The organism is Sulfitobacter sp. W002, from assembly GCF_025142135.1.
GTDB lineage: Bacteria > Pseudomonadota > Alphaproteobacteria > Rhodobacterales > Rhodobacteraceae > Sulfitobacter > Sulfitobacter profundi.
Map to the genome: position 1 here is coordinate 1173844 of NZ_CP081126.1, position 19908 is coordinate 1193751.

The window sequence follows — 19908 nt, forward strand, 5'->3', positions numbered from 1 at the left end:
GGTTTCACTTTTCTAACGCGGTTTTAATTGTTATATGTCTATACATAAAAAACCGAAAGGCCGTCAAATGATTTTCGCAAAACACGCAAAACTGCCGCAGGGCTGGGCGCGGGACGTTCGGATTACGGTTGCCGAGGGCCGCATCACGGCGGTGCAGACCGGACAAACGCCGCATCCTGACGACAGCCGCGTCGAGACCCTGCTGCCCGCGCTCGCCAACCTGCACAGCCACAGCTTTCAACGCGCCATGGCTGGGATGACCGAGGGGCGGATGGCGGGGAAAGACAGTTTCTGGACCTGGCGCGACCTGATGTACCGCTTTACCGCCCATCTCACGCCCGCGCATATTGAGGCCATCGCCGCCTTTGTTTTCCTTGAGATGCAAGAGACGGGTTTTGCCAGCGTGGGCGAGTTTCATTACCTGCATCACCAGCCCGGCGGCACGCCCTATGATGATCTGGGGGAGCTTTCGACCCGGATCGCGGCGGCGGCGGCGGAGACGGGGATCGGGCTAACGCATTTGCCGGTGCTCTATACCTACGGCGGCGCGGGGCAGGTGCCCTTGCAGGCGGGTCAGGCGCGTTTTGGCAATGGGGTGGCGCAGTTCAACGCGCTGGTGGAGCGGGCGAAACGGGCGGTGGCTGATCTCCCCCCAGACTGCCGGGTGGGCATCGCGCCGCATTCGCTGCGCGCCACAGCCCCGGCGGAATTGGCCGAGGTGCTGGCCGCGCATCCCGAGGTGCCGACCCATATCCACATCGCCGAACAGCCCAAGGAGGTCGCAGACATCTCGGACTGGCTCGGCGCGCGGCCGGTGGACTGGTTGCTGGCGAACGCTGAGGTGAACGAGAACTGGTGCCTGATCCATGCGACCCACATGACCGAAGCAGAGACGGCGGCCATGGCCCGCACCGGCGCGGTCGCGGGGCTCTGCCCGGTGACGGAGGCGAACTTGGGCGATGGGCCGTTCAACGGGCCGGGCTACCTCGCTGCTGGGGGGCAGTTTGGCATTGGGTCGGATTCCAACGTGTTGATTTCATTGACCGAAGAGTTGCGCACTTTGGAGTACTCCCAACGCCTGCGCGATCTGGCGCGCAACGTGATGGTGCCGGGCGAAGGCTCGGTCGGGGAGACGCTTTATATCGGGGCCGCGCGCGGTGGTGCGCAGGCGCTTGGCCGGGGAGCGGGCGAGATTGCAGTGGGCGCATGGGCCGATCTGATGGCGATCGACAGCCAAGACCCGGCGCTTTGTGCGCTGCGGCCCGCGCAACTGCTCGACGGTCTGGTCTTTGCCGCGAAGGATCGGGTGGTGACGGATCTGTGGTCGGCGGGGCGTCATGCGGTGACGGGCGGGCGGCACCGGCAGCGTGACCGGATCGTGGCGGGCTACCGGCGCGCCATGGCAGAGTTGACGGCGCTTTTGTGAAACCTTCCAGCTTCCGGGAACTTTGCCGCGGCCTGCCGGGTTTGCCCCCTAACAAGGGCCGCGCGCGGCGTGGTGTTGCGCGGCATAGCCCGAAGCCAGCGAAAGGGAGCGGATCATGAGTCCACCAGACACAAATCTGAAAAAGCAGGAAAGCCGTCACAAGTGGCCGCTGATCGGCATGGCGATTGTCGTGATCTTTGGCATCGGCATCATTGTCTTTTGGACGGGCGAGGAAGTCGCCACCGCCCCCGGCACCGAAGACGAGGTGATCGTCGACGATGGCACCGCGATTGAGGGCGATGATACGGCAACCGTGCCTGTCGCACCCGATTGACCCCCAGCCAACAGCATTGACCGCCAAGACCCGGAAGCCACTGCTTCCGGGTTTTTTGTTGTTTGCCTTGGTCGCGCGGGCGGGCCATCTTGCACCGGAAACAAGGGTAACGGGGCAGACATATGTGGTATCTTGTAGGGGACATCGGCGGCACCAACCTGCGGCTTGCGGCGGTGGACCCGGCGGGCGCGGTGGTGCGGCGGTGCACGCATCGCACCGATGGGCTGACCACATTGCCAGACGCCTGTGCGGCGCTTTGTAGCGAGATGGGCGGCGCGCCCGAGGGGGTCGCGGTGGCGGTGGCCGGGGTTGTTGTCGATGGGCAAGTGCGCATGACCAACGCCGCGCGCAGCGTCTCGCGCGATAATCTGGCGCGGGCCTGTGATGTGGCCTCCTGCAAGGTGCTGTTGCTCAATGATTTCGAGGCGGCGGCCTGGTCCTTGGCCACGCTGGACGCGGCCAAGGTGAGCTTTCTTCAGGGCGGCCCTGCGCCGCAACCGGGCGCGCGGGTGATCATCGGACCGGGGACGGGCTTGGGCGTGGGGTCTTTGGTCTGGCAAGGGGCGCGGCCCACGGCGGTGCCGGGCGAAGGCGGGCATCTGCGGCTCACCCCCCATAGCGCCGAGGAAGTGGCCTATTTCGAAGCCCTGATCGCGCTTTGGCCCGAGGTCCAGATGGGCGACGCGCTGGCGGTCGAGGCCGAGGCGATCCTGTCGGGCACCGGCATCCCCTATTGGTACCGCGCCATCGCAACCGCACGCGGCGAGGCGGCGCATCTGGAGGGGGCGGCGGCGATCTTTGCCGCGGCCAAGGCTGAGGAGGACGCGAGTGCCTGCCGGGCGGTGGCCTTGATGGCGCGATATCTTGGCGGAGTCGCGGGGGATTTGGGGCTGGTCTTGGGCGCGCGCGGTGGGGTTTTCATCACGGGGGGGGTGGCGCAGCAGAACCCTTGGATGTTGGATAATGCTTTCCTCGCGGCCTTCAACGCGGGCGGGCGGCACAGCAAATGGCGCGCGGCGCTCCCCTTGGGCCTGTGCAATGACCCCGACTTTGGCCTCATGGGGGCGCGCAACTGTCTGTTTGTGCAGCACGATCGCCCCCTGCCGGATTGACAGCAGGCTCCGCGCCCCCATGATCGCCGCAGCAGCCGGAGTGCCCTATGTCCAACCTCAATGATCCGAAACGCCAGTTCTTGGCCAACCTGTTCGACACCGCCGTCGCCGCCGCCGATCCGCGGCTGATCTTGAAAGACAGGCTGCCGCCGCCCCCCAAGGGCCGCACGGTGGTGATCGGCGCGGGCAAAGGGGCGGCGCAATTGGCGCAGGCGTTCGAGGCGCTCTGGCCGCATCCCTATGATGGTGTCGTGGTCACCCGCTATGGCTATGGTGCGCCCTGTGAGCGCATCAAGGTGTTGGAGGCCGCCCATCCGGTGCCCGATCAGGCCGGGATCGAGGCCGCCCGCGCCTTGCAGGATGCGCTGCGCGGGCTGGGGCCGGAGGATCAGGTGATCGCGCTAATCTGCGGCGGCGGGTCGTCGCTTTTGCCCGCCCCACCCGAGGGGCTGACGCTAGAGGATTTGCAGGCGTTGAACTCGGCGCTTCTGGCCTCAGGCGCGCCAATCTCGGTGATGAATGACATCCGCAAACAGTTCAGCACGGTGAACGGCGGGCGTCTGGCGGAACTGGCCTATCCCGCGCAGGTGGTGAGCCTTGTCGTCTCGGATGTGCCGGGGGATGATCCGGGGGCCGTGGCCTCTGGCCCTACGGTGCCGGGGCGACGGGCCGCGGCGGAGGTGTTGGAGGAGGTGGCCGCGCGGGGGCTGGAACTGCCGCCCCGTTGCATGGGTTTTCTGCAAAAGGCCGCGCAGCAGCCTGCGCAAGACGCGCCCAGCAAGACAGCCACGCATGTTATTGCTTCTGCGGGTCTGTCCCTCAGCGCGGCGGCCAAGGCGGCACAGGCGCGGGGGGTGACCGCATGGATACTGTCGGACGCGATCGAAGGCGAGGCGCGCGAGGTGGCGCTGGTGCATGCCGCACTCACCCGGCAGGCGCAACAAAGCGGTTTCCCGCATCCCGCGCCGCTGGTGCTGCTCTCAGGCGGAGAGACGACGGTCACCCTGCGCCACAAGGGGCGCGGCGGGCGCAACAGTGAATTCGCGCTGTCCTTGGCGCTGGCGCTCGACGGGCAAGAAGGCATCACCGCCTTGGCGGCGGACACCGACGGCATCGACGGGTCAGAGGATAACGCGGGCGCATTCGTCGCGCCGGGCACGGCGGGCGCGATGCGCGCGGCAGGGGTGGACCCGCGCCGCGCCTTGCAACACAACGATGCCTACGGCGCGTTTGCGGCGGTAGACGCCCTGTTTCACACCGGCCCCACCGGGACCAATGTGAATGATTTCCGCGCCCTGCTGATCGGCGATCTACCCGAAAGCTGAGCCGGTTCTGCGCCAGCCTAGGTGCGGTCGAAGACAATCACGTTGCGTTTCGCAGCGCCGGTCTTGGTGTCGGCAATCGCCTCGTTGATCTGATCCAGCCGCCAGCGCCCGGAGATCAGGCTGTCGAGTTGCAAGCGGCCCTGAAGGTAAAGGTCGACCATCCACGGGATATCGCGCTGGATCACCACGTCGCCCATTTTGGAGCCGACCATACCTTGCCCCAAGGCGGCTAGGACCACCGGCTCATAGCTGGCCTCGGCCCCGCTGTGGGGCATGCCGACCATGATCACCCGGCCCCCGGCCGCAAGGTAGCGCGGCGCGGTTTCATAGGCGGGGATCGCGCCGACGGTGACGATCACGGCATCCGCCCCGCGCCCCATGGCCTTGAAGGCCGTGCGCCACGGTTTTTCCTCGGTCGCGAGCACGGTGTCGGTCGCGCCGAATTCGCGGGCGATGGCGAGCTTTTCTTCGGTCATGTCCACCGCCACGATCCGCCGTGCGCCCGCGATGCGCGCCCCTTGGATGGCATTAAGGCCGACCCCGCCCGCGCCGATCACCACCACATCTTGGCCTGCGCGCAGGCCCGCTGCATTGACCACGGCGCCCACGCCGGTGATCACGCCGCAGGCGATCAGACAGGCGGCGTCTTTGGGGATGTCATGCGAGATTTTCACGGCCTGCGAGCGGTCGACCACCACTTTTTCGGCGAAACCGCCGGTGTTCATGGCTTGAAAAAGCGGTGCCCCCTCTGCGGTCTGAAGCGGCCCTTCGGGCGCTTGCGGTGTTTCGCAGATCGTCGGCTGACCCGAGGCACAGTTGGGGCAGCTGCCGCAGGCGCGGATCAGGGTGACCACCACGCTGTCGCCCTCGACCAGCCCCTGTACATTCGGCCCCACGGCGCTGACCCGACCTGCGGCCTCATGGCCATAGACGGCAGGCAGGGTGCCGCCCCAGCCGCCTTCGGCAAACAGGATGTCGGAGTGGCAGATCGCCACGGCATCCAAGGTCACTTCGACCTCGCCGGATTGTGGTGCCTGCAGGCGGATGTCTTCGACGCTCAGCGGGCTGTCAAAGGCATGGCAGACGGCGGCTTTGATGGTTTGCAATGGCCTGTCCCTTTCACTTGGTTTTCGCCAGCCTGACGCGGAAGGGCCGGTGGCGCAAGGCGGGGAATGGGCCTAATGCGGCGAAGTGCCGGTTTGTGACGTGAGGGGAGGGCGGCTGGCAAAGATCACCAGCCCGCCGAGGGTCAGAAACAGCGCCAGCAGGAAGGGCGCGCCGGGCAGGTAGAGCGCGGTATCGGGGGCCGTGAAATACGCAAAGACCGCGGTCATCGCCAAGGGAGAGATGATCATCGCCAGCGCGGTGGAGGAACTGAGCGCGCCGTGCAGCTCGCCTTGGGCATCGGCGCTGACGCGGGCCGACATGATGCCTTGAAGCGCGGGGGGGATGACCCCGGCAAGGGCGGCAAGCGGGGTCATGATCAGCGCCCAGGTGCCTGAGGTCAGCACAGTCAGCGCGGCAAAGGCGGCAAGGGCAAAGACATGGCCCAAGATCACGGTGGCACGCGCGCCCAAGCGGCGGATCACGGGGCCGATCAAGGCGCCTTGGACAAGCGCCATCTGCACGCCAAAAAGACCCAGCGACAGGCCGATCATCGTGGGGGACCAGCCAAATCGCTCAACCCCGAAATATGCCCAGACCGCCGGATAGGCGGCAAAGCCCACGTGGTAGATGAAATAGACCGCCAGAAGCCTGCCGATCTCGGGCAGGCGGCCAAGGGCACGCAGCGCACCCAGCGGATTGGCCCGCCGCCAATCAAAGGCGCGGCGTTGCGTCTGGGGCAGGGTTTCGCGCAGCACAGCCCAGCCGAGGGCCGCATTGCCCGCCGCCAGCACCGCCGCCGCCCAAAACGGCGCGCGGGTGCCATATTCGCCCAAGATGCCGCCCATCAGCGGCCCCAGAACAAAGCCCGCGCCAAAGGCTGCGCCGATCAGTCCGAAACGCGCCGCGCGGTCCTGCGCCGGAGAGATGTCGGCCATATAGGCCGAGGCCGTGGCATGGGTTGCCGCCGTCACACCGCCCACCAGCCGCCCGATCAGCAGCAGCCAGACGCTGCCCGCCAGTGCCATGACGCCGTAATCCACCGTCATCACGACCAGCGCCAGCAGCAAGACCGGACGGCGGCCAAAACGGTCGGACAGGCCACCCAAAACCGGGCCGAAAAGGAATTGCATCGCGGCAAACCCCGTGGCCAGCACGCCGCCCCAAAGGGCTGCATCACTCAGCCCCCCGCCGCGCACTTCGCGGATCAGGTCGGGCATCACGGGCAGGATCAGACCGACGCCCATGGCATCGATCATCACCGTCACAAGAATAAAGATCAGCGGCAGCGGCATCCGGTCAGATGTGGTCCGCGTGAGGGGCAAAGGCAAGGGCGCCCGGTGCAAGGTGACGCGGCTGCGCATCGGTCCGGGTGCGGTTGGGGCCAGTCAGCTGGGCGCGATTGGCCTGCCCGTCGCGGAAAGCCGGGGTGTCGTGATCGCATGGTGCCATGCTCAGCCCTGCGCCTTGGGAATATGCCCGACGTTGGCGAGGAATTCGTTCAGCACGTCGGCGTATTCTTGCGGCTGCTCGACACAAGGCAGGTGCCCCGCGCGGCGGATCAGTTTGAATTTTGAGGCGGGGATCAGGTCCATCAACTCGCGCACCAGATCGGGCGGGGTGGAGCCGTCCTCGGACCCTGCGATGCCAAGCGCGGGCAGGCGCAGGCCGGAGGTGGGGGTCATGAAATCGCTGTGCGAAATCGCCGCCGAACAGCCCGCATAGCCCGCGTCGGGCTGGCGGGTGAGCATGTTGCGCCAGAGCGCCAATTCCGGCGTGGCGCGGAATTGTGCGGAGAACCAGCGCTCCATCACCGCGTCGGCGAGGCTTTCGATGCCGCCCTGTTCCACGGCGGCGATGCGCGTGTCCCAGATGTCGCGGTTGCCGATCTTGGTGGCGGTGTTGCTCAGCACCAGCGCGCGGATCATGTCGAGCCGTTTGACAGCCAGCCCCTGCGCGATCATGCCGCCAATCGAGAGCCCGACAAAAACGCAGTTGCGCACCTGCAGGTGATCGAGCAGCCGTTCGGTATCGGTAATCAGCGACCCCATCGAATAGGGTGCGGGCGGGCAGAACGAGAGGCCATGGCCGCGTTTATCAAAACGGATGATGCGCAGACCGGGGGCGAGGAGCGGTAGGATCGGATCCCACAGGCGCATGTCGGTGCCGAGCGAATTGGCAAAGACCACAGGCGCGCCGTTTTCGGGGCCCTCGACGCGGTAGTGAAGTTGGACGTCACCGGTGTCGAATATCTGCATGGGTGGTCTCCTGTGAGCGGCGGTGGTGGCCAGCATATCGCGCGAGGGGCGCAGGTCAAAGGCGGGACAGATCAAAAATGCCCCCTAGACCGGCCCTGCCCTTGTCTTTACCCCAACGTCTGCAGCGCCCGCGCGAACATATCCGCATCCACGTTCCCGCCAGAAATAGTGACGATCACATCGTCGCCCTCAATCTCAGCCCCACGGAACAGTGCCGCCGCCAGCGCCACGGCACCGCCCGGCTCGGCCACGACCTTCAGCCGGTTAAAGGCATGGCCCATCGCCTGCAGCGCCTCGTCGTCGCTCACCACCAGCCCCGGCCCGACAAGCCGTTGCATGATCGGAAAGGTCAGCTCGCCCGGCGCGGGTGTGACGATGGCGTCGCATATTGATCCCAAGGCGCTCGGATTTTGCTCGATCTTGCCAGAGGCCAGCGACCGGGCCGCATCGTCAAAGCCTTCCGGCTCTGCCGGGCGCACGCGAAAGCCGGGGGCCTCGGCCTCCAACGCCAAGGCGATGCCAGAGGTCAGGCCACCGCCGCCGCAGCAGACGATGACTTCGGCAGAGTTGATCCCCGTCTCGGCTGCCTGCTGCGCAATCTCCAGCCCCGTAGTGCCTTGGCCCGCGATCACCTGCGGCTCGTCATAGGGTTTGATCAGCGTGAGGCCGCGTTCTTCGGCCAGTTGCGCGCCAATTTCTTCGCGACTCTCATTCGCGCGGTCATAGAGCACGACCTCGGCCCCATAGGCGCGGGTGTTGGCGATTTTCAGGCGCGGGCTGTCTTTGGGCATGACGATCACGGCGGGGGCACCGTGCATTTTCGACGCCAGCGCCACGCCCTGCGCGTGGTTGCCGCTGGAATAGGCGATGACACCCTTCGCCCGCGCGTCAGGATCCAGCGATGACAGGGCCGACCACGCGCCGCGAAACTTGAAACTGCCGGTATGTTGCAGGCACTCTGGCTTGACCCAAATGCGACGGCCCGCGATCTCGTCCAGAAAGGGCGAGTTCAACAGGGGCGTTCGGCGCACATGGCCCTCTGCCCGGGCGGCGGCGGCGCGGATCATATCGATGTTCATTGCAATTGTCCTATCCATTCGTGCAGCGCGGCCAGCGCCTCGGGTTCATCGAGAAACGGCACATGGCCACGATCCGGCACTTCGGCCACGATCATATCCGGCCGTCGCGCCTGCATCTGCATCAGCGTTTCGCGGCTGAGCAGGGTCGAATTGGCCCCCCGGATCGCGGCCAGCGGCATGCCCTGAAGCGCGTCGAAAAACGGCCAGAGGTCGGGCGTCGGCTGCCCCGCTGTGGCGATGGCATCGCGCAGATGCGGGTCATAGGTGATTTTCAGCCCGCCGTCGGTGGCTGTGTAATGGCGCTGCACCTCTTCCAGCCAACGGCTTTCCGGCACGCCGCGAAATTCGGGAAAGGCCCGGGCCATGGCGGCGGCGGCCTCTTCATAGGTCTTGGCGGCGGGGTTGCGGCCCAGATATCCCATGATGAACTCGATCCCCTTGGCGTCCAGCTCCGGCCCGACATCATTCAGCGCCACGCCCAGCAGGTGATCATGGGCGATCATCGCCAGCCCCATCGCATTGAGCCCGCCGCGCGAGGTGCCGATGATGGCGACCTTGCCCAACCCCAGATGCGCCAGCAGTTCCAGCACATCGCGGCATTCCACCGGCAGCGTGTAGTTCTGCCAATTCTTGTCGAAATCCGAACGCCCTCGGCCCCGGTAGTCCATGCGGATCAGGCGGTGATCGGCCAAATGGGGGGCTAGAAAATCGAAATCCGCGCCGGTGCGGGTGAGGCCAGCGAGACAAAGTATGGGCAGCCCGTCGCCCTCATCCGTATAATGCAGGGACAGCCCGTCGGAGGTGGTGAACCGCGCCATCAGAGGCCGGCCAATGCAGGGATGCCGCTGAGGTCTCGCAACTGATGCGCCGGTTTCCATGGCAGTCGGTCCACCGGATCGCCGCCCCGGTTCACCCATGCGGTCGTGAAACCATAGCCCGTCGCCGCTGCTGCATCCCAGCCGTTGGAGGAGACGAACAGCACCTCGTCCTTGGCGCAGCCGTAGTGCTGCCCGACAAGATCATAGACCGATACATGGGGTTTGAAGACCCCGACACTTTCGACCGAGAGCGACACATCCAAAAGGTCACTGATCCCCGCAGATTGCACCGCCCCGTCCAGCATCGCGGGCGAGCCGTTGGATAAGATCGCGGTGTTCAGGCCGCCGTCTTTCAGCGCGCGCAGCATGGCGGGAACCTCCGCAAAAGCCTGAAGCTCCCAATAAAGCGCTAAGAGGCGCTCGCGTAGGGCAGGGTCGTCAGCGACGCCCATCTTCTCCAACGACCAGTCCAGACCCTCTTGGGTGACCTGCCAGAAATCGTCATGCGCCCCGGTCACGGCGCGCAGCCATGAATACTGCAACTGCTTGAGGCGCCAGTGTTCTGCCAGCTGCGGCCAAGTCTCGGCGATGGCGGCAAAGGCGGGCTCCCGCGCGGCCTCGCGGGCGGCGGCGGCCACGTCGAACAGGGTTCCGTAAGCGTCGAAAACGCAGGTGGTGATGGGCATCTGACAGGCTCTCCCTTTCCGTGTCGCGGCAGAGTGGCACGCGGGCGCAGCGGCGGAAAGGGGCGAATTCCCCAATCGGCCGGGACTGGGGGTTTACTCTCGGGGTCACAATCTTCATGCTGTCGCGGAATTTGGAGCACCCGCGCAGATACGCGGCCTCCTTCCCTTTTTCCCCTGACAAATTGGAGACGACAATGGCTGAGGTCAAATCCGGCGACACAGTACAGATTCACTATACCGGCACGCTGCAGGACGGCACCACATTTGACAGTTCCGAGGGTCGTGACCCGCTGGAGTTCGTTGTGGGTTCGGGTCAGATCATCCCCGGCCTCGACAGCGCGCTGCCCGGCATGACCGAAGGCGACAAGAAGGTCGTTCAAGTGCCCAGCGAAGAAGCTTATGGCCCGGTGAACCCCGAGATGCGCCAATCGGTGCCGCGCGAAGGCATCCCGGCGGACATCCCGCTTGATCCCGGCACGCAGTTGCAGATGCAGACCCCCGAAGGTCAGGCGCTGCCGGTGACCGTGGTGGAAGTGGACGAGACCACCGTGACCCTCGACGCCAACCACCCGCTGGCGGGCAAAGACCTGCAGTTCGACATCGAACTGGTCAAGATCGCCTAAGCGATCTGACACTGCCCGCCGGGGGGATGTCTCCCCGGTGGGCCTACAAGGCGCGATGTGCGTCTTTTTCCCCTCGCACCGCAGCGCGCAGGCGCTTATGCAGGGGCCATGGATACCCCAGATACATTCGAGATTTTCCTTGTCTGCCCGCCCGGGCTTGAGAATTTGCTCTGCGCCGAGGCGCAGGAAAAAGGTTTTGCCGACGCGCAGGCGCAGCCCGGCGGCGTAACCGTGCAGGGCGGCTGGCCCGAGGTCTGGCGCGCGAACCTAGAGCTGCGCGGCGCGGGCCGGGTGCTGGCGCGGATCGGCGGGTTTATGGCCTTCCATCTGGCGCAGTTGGACAAGCGCTGCCGCAAGTTTCCCTTTGGTGACGTGCTGCGCGCCGATGTGCCGGTGAAGGTGCAGGTGACGTGCAAGGCGTCGAAGATTTACCATGCCGGGGCGGCGCAGCAGCGGGTTGAGACGGCGCTGCGTGAAAGCCACGGGATTACGGTTGATGCGGAGGCGGCCTTGGTCTTGAAGGTGCGCATCCACGACAATGCGGTGATGTTCAGCCTCGATACCTCCGGCGAGGCGTTGCACAAGCGCGGCCACAAGGAAGCGGTGGGCAAGGCGCCGATGCGCGAGAATATGGCAGCGCTAATGCTACGGTCATGTGGGTACAGGCCGGGAGAGCCGGTGGTGGATCCAATGTGCGGCTCGGGGACGTTTCTGATCGAAGCGGCAGAGATTGCGGCGGGGGTGAAACCGGGGCGCAGCCGAAGCTTTGCCTTTGAGGACTTGGCGAGTTTTGATGCTGGGGTTTGGGAGGAGATGCGCGGCGGCGGGGATGTAACGGTACCTACGGCGCGGTTCTACGGCTCGGATCGGGACGCGGGCGCGATCCGCATGAGCACCGCCAATGCCGAGCGGGCGGGTGTGGGTGCGTGGTGTCATTTCGCCTGCCACGGGGCAGGGGAGGTGCAGCCGCCCGAAGGCCCGCCGGGTTTGGTGATCGTGAATCCGCCTTATGGGGGGCGGATCGGGAATAAGAAGCTGCTTTATCCTTTGTATGGGACGCTGGGTGAGACGCTGAAGACGCGGTTCCGCGGCTGGCGTGTGGGGCTGGTGACGTCAGAGCCGCCTCTGGCGCGGGCGACAGGGCTGCCGTGGAAGCCGCAGGGGTCAGCGATTGCGCATGGCGGGATGAAGATATGGCTCTGGCAAACGGATGCGCTGCGGTAAAGACTAAGGGCCAGCGCCTGCCCGTGGGGTGGCGATTGCAGCGGTGATCCGTGCCACTTTATGGTGCAGCGGTAACACGCCCTCGCGAAGGCGCGCCCAGTCTTGCCAAATCGCCTCCCCGTGGGGACGGGCAGGCGATGGCCCGGCGCCTACGGCTTGATTCCGGGCCGAGGATGTCAAAACCCTTTAAAGATGATCCGCCTGCGGCATCCCCAACACGTGGAAACCACCATCAACGCGGACAATCTCCCCCGTCGTACAGGCCCCCGCATCCGACGCCAGATAAACCGCCGTGCCACCAACCGCTTCCAACGTCGCATTCGACCGCAGCGGCGCATTCTGATCCGTGTGCTTATAGGTCTTGCGCGCGCCGCCAATCGCAGCCCCTGCCAGCGTCTTCATCGGCCCCGGTGAAATCGCGTTCACGCGGATCCCCTCCGGCCCCAGATCATTCGCCAGATAGCGCGTGGCACTTTCCAACGCCGCCTTGGCCACGCCCATGACGTTGTAATTCGGCGTTACGCGGTTCGACCCCATGTAGGTCAGCGTCAGCAACGTGCCGCCATTCTCAACCATCAGCGGATGCGCCCGGCGCGCCACGTCGATGAAGGAATAGGCCGAGATATCCATCGAGTTCTTGAAGTTCGCCCGGCTGGTGTTCAAGAACCGCCCCGTCAACTCGGATTTGTCCGAGAAAGCAATGGCATGCACGACGAAGTCAATCGTCGGCCAGCGCGCGCCCAGTTCCTCAAACGCCCGGTCGAGCGAGGCGTCATCGGTCACATCGACATCGACCATGAAGTCGGACCCGACACTCTGCGCCAGCGGCTCAAGACGCTTGCCAAAGGCCTCGCCCTGATAGGTAAAGGCCAGTTCGGCCCCGGCCTCGGCCATCGCCTTGGCGATGCCCCAAGCGATGGACCGTTCATTGGCCACACCCATGATAAGGCCGCGTTTTCCTGCAAGCATTCCTGACATATCGCGCCCTCAGCCCTTATACTTTGACAGGATCATCGACCCGTTGGTGCCACCAAACCCGAAGGAGTTGGTCATCACGGAATCGAGGCCCGCGTTATCGACGCGCTCCAGCGCGATTTCCGACGGATCAAGCGCCGGGTCGAGGTTTTGCACGTTGATCGAGCGGGCGATGAAATCATTGTCGAGCATCAGCAGGCTAAAGATCGCCTCCAGCGCGCCCGCCGCGCCCTGCGCGTGGCCGGTCATCGACTTGGTCGAGCTGACCGGAGGCGTGCTGCCCTGGCCGAAGACGCGACGAACCGCTTCGATCTCGCCCACATCGCCGACGGGGGTGGAGGTGCCATGCGCGTTGATATAGCCGACCTTGCGGCCCTCGGGCAGCGTGTCGAGCGCCAGACGCATGGCACGCTCGCCGCCTTCGCCGGAAGGGGCCACCATGTCGTGGCCGTCGCTGGTGGCGGCATAGCCGGTCACTTCGGCATAGATTTTCGCGCCGCGCGCCAGCGCGTGGTCGAGGTCTTCGAGCACCAGCATGCCGCCGCCGCCGGAGATCACGAAACCATCGCGGTCGGCGTCGAAAGCGCGGCTCGCGGTCTCGGGCGCGTCGTTGTACTTGGACGACATCGCGCCCATCGCGTCAAAGAGGCACGACAGCGTCCAGTCCAACTCTTCGCCGCCACCGGCAAACATCACGTCTTGCTTGCCCAGCATGATCTGCTCAGCCGCGTTGCCGATGCAATGCAGCGAGGTGGAGCAGGCGGAGGTGATGGAATAGTTAATGCCCTTGATCTTGAAAGCGGTCGAAAGGTTCGCACTGACAGTCGAAGACATGCATTTCGGCACCGCGAAGGGCCCGATACGCTTGGTCGCCCCGGTGTCTTTCACAATGTTATGCGCGGCGAACATGGCGGAGGTCGATGGCCCGCCGGAGCCTGCCACCAGACCGGTGCGCGGGTTGCTGATCTGGCTCTCATCCAGACCCGCATCTTTGATCGCCTGATCCATCGCGACATAGGCATAGCCCGCGCCCGGCCCCATGAAGCGCAGGGTACGCTTGTCGATGTGATCGGCCAGATTGATCTTGAGCGTGCCGGCGACGCGGCTGCGGAACCCGTGTTCGGCCATCTCCGGGCTGGCTTCGATCCCGGATGTGCCGTTCTTGAGTGCTTCGAGCACTTCTTCGGCGTTATTTCCGATGGATGAGACAATCCCCAACCCTGTGACGACGACGCGGCGCATGCGCAGCACTCCTTTGTTTTATCAGCCCCGGTGTATGACAGCACGGCGGGATGGCGCAAGCGGTTTGCCGAAACCACCCGGGCGGAAGTTGCCGGTCAAGGTTCTGTGATGGAACGCGCGATGGACGGGCAGTGTTTGCCCAGCGAGACATAAAGGAGAACAGAATGCCCGAGATCAAGACGGTAAACCCCGCCACCGAAGAGGTACTGAACACCTACAACGTCATGTCCGAAGCCGAGGCGCTCCGCGCGGTCGAAGCCACGCATGAGGCCTTTAAGGATTGGCGTAAGCTCTCCCATACTGAACGCGCCCCCTATTTGAAAAAGATCGCCGAAAAGCTGCGCGATAATAAAAAGGAACTGGCCGAGTTGATGACCCGCGAAGTGGGTAAGCTCTATCAAGACAGCCTTGACGAAGTTGACCTCTGCGCCGCGATCTTCGACTGGACCGCCGATGCGGGCCCGGAAAAGCTCAAAGACGAGACCCGCGAGTTGATGGATGGCAAGAAAAACGGCGTGGTGACCTATCAGCCGATTGGCGTGATCTATTCGGTTCAGCCGTGGAACTTCCCTTTTTACCAGCCGGTCCGCGTTCTGGCGGCAAACCTGATGGCAGGCAATGGCAACGTGTTGAAACACGCCCAAATTTGTACCGGCAGCGCGCTGCGTCTCAAAGAAATCTGCGAAGAGGCGGGCCTGCCGAACGACCTGTTTAACGTCGTCATTATCGACCATGACACCAGCGACAAGCTGATCGCCCATGATCTGGTACGCGGCGTGACCATGACTGGGTCAGACAAAGCGGGCAGCCATATTGGTTCGCTGGCGGCAAAGCATCTCAAGAAATCGGTGCTGGAGCTGGGCTCGAACGATGCCTTTATCGTGTTGGATGATGCAGATATCGACACGGCGGTGAAATTCTCTGCTGCTGGCCGGATCTACAACAATGGCCAGACCTGCATCTCGGCGAAACGCTTTATCGTGACCGACAAGAATTACGATGCCTTCGTGAAAGCCTTTGTCGAGCAGATGAAATCGATCGAGATGGGCGACCCGATGGACAAGAGCACCGGCCTAGGACCGCTGTCGAGCCAAGAGCAGTTCGAGACGGTGCGCGATCAAGTCAAGGAAAGCGTCGAAAAGGGCTGCGAACTGCTCTGTGGCGGCGAAGTGCCTGACCGCACGGGGGCTTACTATCCATCGACCGTGTTGGGCAATGTGAAGCCCGGCTCGCCTGCCTATGACGATGAAATCTTTGGCCCCGTGGCTTCGGTGATCCGCGCCAAGGATGACGAAGATGCGATGCGTATTGCCAATGACAGCCGCTATGGTCTCGGCGGCGGTATCTTCTCGAAAGACGAGGACCGCGCGTTGGAGTTGGCCCGAGCCGAGTTTGACACTGGGATGATCCGGATCAACGGGTTTGGTTTGGCTGATCCAAATATGCCCTTCGGCGGGGTCAAGAACTCCGGTTATGGCCGCGAACATGGCGGCTTTGGCATGAGCGAATTTGTCAACGCCAAGGCGATTTTTCTGCCGTCCTAAGTGGTAAAAGGCGGGCGGTGCTGTACGTCGCTCGCCGATTTGAACGATAGATTGCAAGAGGTTCTAGATGACTATGAAAGTACTTGTCGCCGGTGCGACCGGCAAAACCGGGCGTTTGCTCGTCAGTGAATTGAAAGACCGGGGGGCCGAGCCCATCGCGCTGGTGCGCGACAGTTCAGACACTTCGGTTCTGCCTGAGGGCACCGAGCAGCGGAAGGGTGATTTGACCAATCTGCAGTCGGGCGTCTGCGACGGCGTCGATGCGGTGGTCTTTGCTGCCGGGTCTGGCGGGAGCACAGGGCCCGAGATGACCGAGAAGGTTGACCGCGAGGGCGCGCAACATCTGGTCGATCTGGCGCGCGAGGCGGGTGTTGAGCGTTTCGTCATGCTGAGCTCCGTCGGTGCCGACAATCCGCCGGAAGACCATGAGATGACCCATTACCTGAAGGCGAAGCAGGCGGCAGACGCGCACCTGCAAGCCTCTGGGCTGACCCATTCGATCCTGCGGCCCGTTGCGTTGACCGATGACCCAAAGACCAATGGGATCAATCTGGGCGAAGGGGTGGACCAAAAAGGCGAAGCGCATCGCGCCGATGTCGCCGCCGTATTGGCCGAGGCGGCAGTGACCGGGCGCCACGATGGCAAGGTGCAAGAGATGCAGACGCTTTGAATGGGTGACGCAAACGCAAAAGGGGGCCACGCGGGCCCCCTTTTTCTTGTAGGAATGTCGCCTCGGCTCAGCTTTCGCTCAGCGCGACTTTCATGTCTTTTACCTGATAGATCACCTCGCCATCGGCTTCGACGACGCCATCGGCCACGCCCATGGTCAGGCGGCGGGTCTGGATCGCCTTGGTGAAATCGATTTTGTAGGTCAGCATCTTGCGCTCAGGGCGTACCATGCCCGTCAGCTTCACTTCGCCCACACCAAGCGCATAGCCGCGCCCCTGCCAGCCGCGCCAGCCGAGGTTGAAACCGGTCAGTTGCCACAGACCATCAAGGCCCAGACAGCCGGGCATGATCGGGTTACCGGGGAAGTGACATTCGAAAAACCACAGGTCGGGCGTGATGTCGAACTCGGCGGTGATATGGCCCTTGCCATGGGCGCCGCCATCGGCCGAGACATCGGTGATCCGGTCCATCATGAGCATCGGCGGGGCGGGAAGCTGTGCGTTCCCGGGGCCGAAAAGCTCACCGCGGGCGCATTTCAGCAGATCTTCCTTGTCGAAACTCGTGGGGTAGTCGGCCATCCTGCGGCTCTCCTGCTGCTCTGTTATAACATCGGCCCCGTTTAACATCGCGTTCCGGCATGCTGCAAGGCCCGCGCGCGGGGGGCTGCGACGATTGGCTTGAGGTTTTCAATTGAAAACCGGGGATTTCCTCCTTTATATGACCCTGAAAGGCAGGGAACTGATGTCCGAACAGGAACAAGAGGTCGGAACGCGCTGGCTGGCTCAGGCCGGGCTGCGCCCTACGCGCCAACGTGTCACGCTGGCGAGCCTTTTGGTGGGCGATGGCCAAGACCGCCATGTCACCGCCGAAAGCCTGTTCGAGGCCGCAAAGGGGCAGGGCGATGCCGTCTCTCTTGCCACCGTCTACAACACTTTGCGCGCCTTTTGCGACGCGGGGCTGTTGCAGGAAGTGACCGTGGATGGCTCGAAAAGCTATTTCGACACCAACACGCACGACCACCCGCATTTCTTTTGGGAAGACGACAGCAAGCTGACCGACGCGCCCTCTGAGCAATTGGTGATCGCGCAGCTTCCCGATGCGCCCGATGGGGCCGAGATTGCCTCGGTCGATGTGGTGATCCGCCTGCGCCGGAAATCCTGAACGGGCGGGGCACGCCCCGCCGCGTGAGCGATCAGCCGCGTTTGCGCAGCACCAGAAACGTCATCATGCCCATTGGCGGCAAGGCGCGTTCGTCTTCGACCTGCAGCGCGTCTTGTTGCAACACGGTCTCCATCTCGAAATCTGAATGCCAGCCAAGCGTATTGGCGAAGGGGGCCGAGACCTTTTCAAGAAAGCCTAGCACGCCGGTGGTCCGCATGAAGTGGTTGGCGATGACCACCTGACCGCCGGGTTTGAGCACGCGGGCGATCTCTTCCATGACGCGCTCAGGTTCGGGCACGACCGACAGCACATGCATGGCGGCGATGGTGTCGAAGCTGGCGTCGGGGAAATCAAGGGCGCGCGCATCCATCTGGCGCAGGTCTGTCACATGTTTCACCCCTTCCCGCGTCACGCGCTGGCGGGCCTTGGCGAGCATTTCATCGCTGAAATCAATGCCGGTGACCGATAGATGCGGCGCGTAGTGGGGCAGGGAGAGGCCCGTGCCAACGCCGACTTCCAGCACCGAGCCCGCGCCCTTGTTGATATGGGCGACCACATGGCGGCGACCACCGCTGGTCAGCGCGCCAAAGGTTTTGTCATAGATCGGCGCCCAGCGGGCATACGAAGTCTCGACCGCCTTGATATCCATCTTAAATCCTTTTGGTTTTATTCGTTTTCTTCGCCCGCAATAGGCCCCAGATCACCATGCCGATATAGGCCACACAGAGCACAACAAGCGTGGTCCACGCATAGGTCGCCAGTGCGGCGGCAAAAATCGCCACGCCCACCAGCAGATATTTCACATGGCGCCGCGAGACTTTGGTGGTTTTGAACGACCATGTGGGGATGCGGCTGATCATCAAAAATCCGATCAGCACCATATGCAGGCAGATCAGCCAATCCGGCACGATGGGCCGGTTGTGAAAGGCAAAAGAGGCGGTCATCGGCAGCAGCACCAGCAACGCACCGGCAGGCGAGGGGATGCCGGTAAAGAACGACCCGCTTTCACCCACCGCGTCGCCGTTCTTGGCCTTTTCGGCTTCGGCTTTGTCGTTCACGTTGAACCGCGCCAGCCGCACCACGCAGCAGACCGCATAGATCAGCACGGAAATCCACGCCGCGCTGCGCATGTCTTGCAGCGCCCAGAAATAGAGGATCAGTGGCGGGGCCACCCCGAAGTTCAGGAAATCGGCCAGCGAATCCAGTTCCGCGCCCATCGGGCTGGAAGAGCGCAAGAGCCGCGCGAGCCGTCCGTCCAACCCATCGAGCACACAGGCCAGCAAGATCAGCTGTACCGCCAGCACATAGTTGCCCTGCACCCCAAAACGGATCGCCGAAAGCCCTGCGCAAATCGCGGTGATCGTCAGAGCGTTCGGCAGAAGCTGGATCAGCGCAAGGTCTGCGCCGGTCTTTTCAGAAGGGGGGCGCATGGAGGCTTTCCTAAAGTGGGGCGGTGTCGATCACCGGTTGTTTCAACTCGGCCAGCACGGTTTCCCCGGCGACCATGGTCTGCCCAATGCGCACCATCGGGTCGACGCCTTCGGGCAAGTAGACATCTAGCCGAGAGCCGAAGCGGATCAAGCCAAAGCGTTCGCCGGTTTCCAGCCCGTCGCCGGATTTGACGAAACAAACGATGCGCCGCGCCACAAGGCCCGCGATTTGCACCACGGCCAGATCGCGCCCGTCGTCCATGCGGATGCACAGGCTGTTACGCTCATTATCGGCGCTGGCCTTGTCGAGCGAGGCGTTGAAGAATTTGCCCGGGCGGTAGGCCACGGCCTGCACCTTGCCCGCAACGGGGGCGCGGTTGATGTGGCAGTTGAACACGCTCATGAAGACGCTGACGCGGGTCAGCGGCACATCCGGCATGCCCAGTTCAGCGGGCGGCACGGCAGGTTCAATGAGCGAAACGATGCCGTCGGCAGGGCTGACGATCAGGTCGGGCCTATCCGGCGTGACACGCTCTGGGTCGCGGAAAAAGTAGTAGCACCAGATGGTGAGACCGACGCCGATCCAGCCCAGCACCTCTTCGATGGCGAAGAGCACCAGTGTGACGGCGGCGAAGATCGCCACGAATTTGATGCCCTCGCGGTGCATCGGTTTGATGAATGTGTCGAGCAAGTTGACGGACATCGGACCCTCCCGTTCAGGCTGTCATCCGTCATAGGTGCATGGCGGGTGAGTGCAAGGAGGTTTTGGGCAGGCGCGGGTTTTGGGCGGTTGCGAGCTGAACGGTGAGAGCACCGGATACAGGCGGCGTCCTGTCCGAGCGTCGAAAAGGTTAGCTGCCATGCGCTGAGGGTGTCGCCCTCCCTGGTGGGCGATGAG

The 19908-nt window shown here is 63.9% G+C and carries 22 protein-coding genes; 9 read left to right on the forward strand and 13 right to left on the reverse strand.

What is annotated here, in order from left to right:
• Window positions 1–67: 67 nt before the first annotated feature.
• The 4 genes from K3758_RS05790 (at window position 68) to K3758_RS05805 (ending at window position 4197) form a co-directional block, all read left to right on the forward strand.
• The gene (locus K3758_RS05790; protein WP_259948579.1) at window positions 68–1426 is read left to right on the forward strand and encodes a formimidoylglutamate deiminase; all 1359 of its coding nucleotides are present in this window, start codon (window positions 68–70) and stop codon (window positions 1424–1426) included.
• Window positions 1427–1541: 115 nt separating this feature from the next.
• Window positions 1542–1760 carry a hypothetical protein gene (locus K3758_RS05795; RefSeq protein WP_067935872.1) on the forward strand — a complete coding sequence of 73 codons (219 nt, stop codon included), beginning with the start codon at window positions 1542–1544 and terminating at the stop codon, window positions 1758–1760.
• Window positions 1761–1882: 122 nt separating this feature from the next.
• A complete protein-coding gene (locus K3758_RS05800; RefSeq protein WP_259948587.1) occupies window positions 1883–2872 on the forward strand; it encodes a glucokinase in 990 nt (329 codons plus the stop codon).
• Between the two features lie 47 nt (window positions 2873–2919).
• The gene (locus tag K3758_RS05805) at window positions 2920–4197 is read left to right on the forward strand and encodes a glycerate kinase (protein ID WP_259948589.1); all 1278 of its coding nucleotides are present in this window, start codon (window positions 2920–2922) and stop codon (window positions 4195–4197) included.
• 17 nt (window positions 4198–4214) lie between these two features.
• Here K3758_RS05805 and K3758_RS05810 read toward each other — a convergent pair whose 3' ends face one another.
• The 7 genes from K3758_RS05810 to K3758_RS05840 all read right to left on the reverse strand — a co-directional run bounded on the left by K3758_RS05810 (window position 4215) and on the right by K3758_RS05840 (window position 10142).
• Complete coding sequence (locus tag K3758_RS05810; RefSeq protein WP_259948592.1) at window positions 4215–5303, reverse strand: Zn-dependent alcohol dehydrogenase; 1089 nt, start codon at window positions 5301–5303, stop codon at window positions 4215–4217.
• 72 nt (window positions 5304–5375) lie between these two features.
• Entirely contained in the window at window positions 5376–6596 is a 1221-nt protein-coding gene (locus tag K3758_RS05815; protein WP_120350563.1) for a TCR/Tet family MFS transporter, read from the reverse strand.
• A 4-nt stretch (window positions 6597–6600) separates the two neighbouring features.
• Window positions 6601–6753, reverse strand: coding sequence for a hypothetical protein (locus K3758_RS05820; protein WP_259948594.1), 153 nt, complete (start codon window positions 6751–6753; stop codon window positions 6601–6603).
• 2 nt (window positions 6754–6755) lie between these two features.
• Window positions 6756–7559: a 3-oxoadipate enol-lactonase gene (pcaD, locus tag K3758_RS05825; protein WP_259948596.1), complete on the reverse strand. Its 804-nt coding sequence runs from the start codon at window positions 7557–7559 to the stop codon at window positions 6756–6758.
• Between the two features lie 107 nt (window positions 7560–7666).
• Entirely contained in the window at window positions 7667–8638 is a 972-nt protein-coding gene (locus tag K3758_RS05830; RefSeq protein WP_259948599.1) for a threonine/serine dehydratase, read from the reverse strand.
• A complete protein-coding gene (locus tag K3758_RS05835; protein WP_259948601.1) occupies window positions 8635–9456 on the reverse strand; it encodes an alpha/beta fold hydrolase in 822 nt (273 codons plus the stop codon). Before K3758_RS05835 ends, K3758_RS05830 begins: the two co-directional genes overlap by 4 nt.
• Window positions 9456–10142, reverse strand: coding sequence for a haloacid dehalogenase type II (locus tag K3758_RS05840; RefSeq protein ID WP_120350567.1), 687 nt, complete (start codon window positions 10140–10142; stop codon window positions 9456–9458). Before K3758_RS05840 ends, K3758_RS05835 begins: the two co-directional genes overlap by 1 nt.
• Before the next feature lie 194 nt (window positions 10143–10336).
• Here K3758_RS05840 and K3758_RS05845 point away from each other — a divergent pair, with 194 nt between their 5' ends.
• Window positions 10337–10765, forward strand: coding sequence for a peptidylprolyl isomerase (locus K3758_RS05845; protein WP_120350568.1), 429 nt, complete (start codon window positions 10337–10339; stop codon window positions 10763–10765).
• 108 nt (window positions 10766–10873) lie between these two features.
• Window positions 10874–11989 (forward strand): class I SAM-dependent RNA methyltransferase, encoded by a 1116-nt coding sequence (locus K3758_RS05850; RefSeq protein ID WP_259948603.1) that lies wholly within the window; start codon window positions 10874–10876, stop codon window positions 11987–11989.
• Between the two features lie 186 nt (window positions 11990–12175).
• Here K3758_RS05850 and K3758_RS05855 read toward each other — a convergent pair whose 3' ends face one another.
• Both K3758_RS05855 and fabB read right to left on the reverse strand, forming a co-directional pair.
• Window positions 12176–12967 carry an enoyl-ACP reductase gene (locus tag K3758_RS05855; RefSeq protein ID WP_259948604.1) on the reverse strand — a complete coding sequence of 264 codons (792 nt, stop codon included), beginning with the start codon at window positions 12965–12967 and terminating at the stop codon, window positions 12176–12178.
• A gap of 9 nt (window positions 12968–12976) precedes the next feature.
• The gene (gene fabB / locus K3758_RS05860; protein ID WP_259948605.1) at window positions 12977–14206 is read right to left on the reverse strand and encodes a beta-ketoacyl-ACP synthase I; all 1230 of its coding nucleotides are present in this window, start codon (window positions 14204–14206) and stop codon (window positions 12977–12979) included.
• Window positions 14207–14370: 164 nt separating this feature from the next.
• Here fabB and K3758_RS05865 point away from each other — a divergent pair, with 164 nt between their 5' ends.
• Together K3758_RS05865 and K3758_RS05870 are read left to right on the forward strand one after the other, a co-directional pair.
• A complete protein-coding gene (locus tag K3758_RS05865) occupies window positions 14371–15750 on the forward strand; it encodes an NAD-dependent succinate-semialdehyde dehydrogenase (RefSeq protein ID WP_259948608.1) in 1380 nt (459 codons plus the stop codon).
• A gap of 67 nt (window positions 15751–15817) precedes the next feature.
• Complete coding sequence (locus tag K3758_RS05870; protein ID WP_409202617.1) at window positions 15818–16420, forward strand: SDR family oxidoreductase; 603 nt, start codon at window positions 15818–15820, stop codon at window positions 16418–16420.
• 67 nt (window positions 16421–16487) lie between these two features.
• Here K3758_RS05870 and fabA read toward each other — a convergent pair whose 3' ends face one another.
• A complete protein-coding gene (gene fabA, locus K3758_RS05875) occupies window positions 16488–16997 on the reverse strand; it encodes a bifunctional 3-hydroxydecanoyl-ACP dehydratase/trans-2-decenoyl-ACP isomerase (protein WP_259948611.1) in 510 nt (169 codons plus the stop codon).
• 163 nt (window positions 16998–17160) lie between these two features.
• Here fabA and irrA point away from each other — a divergent pair, with 163 nt between their 5' ends.
• Window positions 17161–17580 carry an iron response transcriptional regulator IrrA gene (irrA, locus tag K3758_RS05880; RefSeq protein ID WP_259948613.1) on the forward strand — a complete coding sequence of 140 codons (420 nt, stop codon included), beginning with the start codon at window positions 17161–17163 and terminating at the stop codon, window positions 17578–17580.
• 31 nt (window positions 17581–17611) lie between these two features.
• On the opposite strand, the gene K3758_RS05885 is transcribed toward irrA, so the two are convergent.
• Genes K3758_RS05885 through K3758_RS05895 form a run of 3 tightly spaced genes read right to left on the reverse strand, consistent with a single transcriptional unit; the run spans window position 17612 to window position 19713 of the window.
• Window positions 17612–18229: a class I SAM-dependent methyltransferase gene (locus tag K3758_RS05885; protein ID WP_259948615.1), complete on the reverse strand. Its 618-nt coding sequence runs from the start codon at window positions 18227–18229 to the stop codon at window positions 17612–17614.
• A 1-nt stretch (window position 18230) separates the two neighbouring features.
• Window positions 18231–19010 carry a CDP-diacylglycerol--serine O-phosphatidyltransferase gene (pssA, locus tag K3758_RS05890; RefSeq protein WP_259948618.1) on the reverse strand — a complete coding sequence of 260 codons (780 nt, stop codon included), beginning with the start codon at window positions 19008–19010 and terminating at the stop codon, window positions 18231–18233.
• 10 nt (window positions 19011–19020) lie between these two features.
• Complete coding sequence (locus K3758_RS05895) at window positions 19021–19713, reverse strand: phosphatidylserine decarboxylase (protein ID WP_067627309.1); 693 nt, start codon at window positions 19711–19713, stop codon at window positions 19021–19023.
• Window positions 19714–19908: the final 195 nt, after the last annotated feature.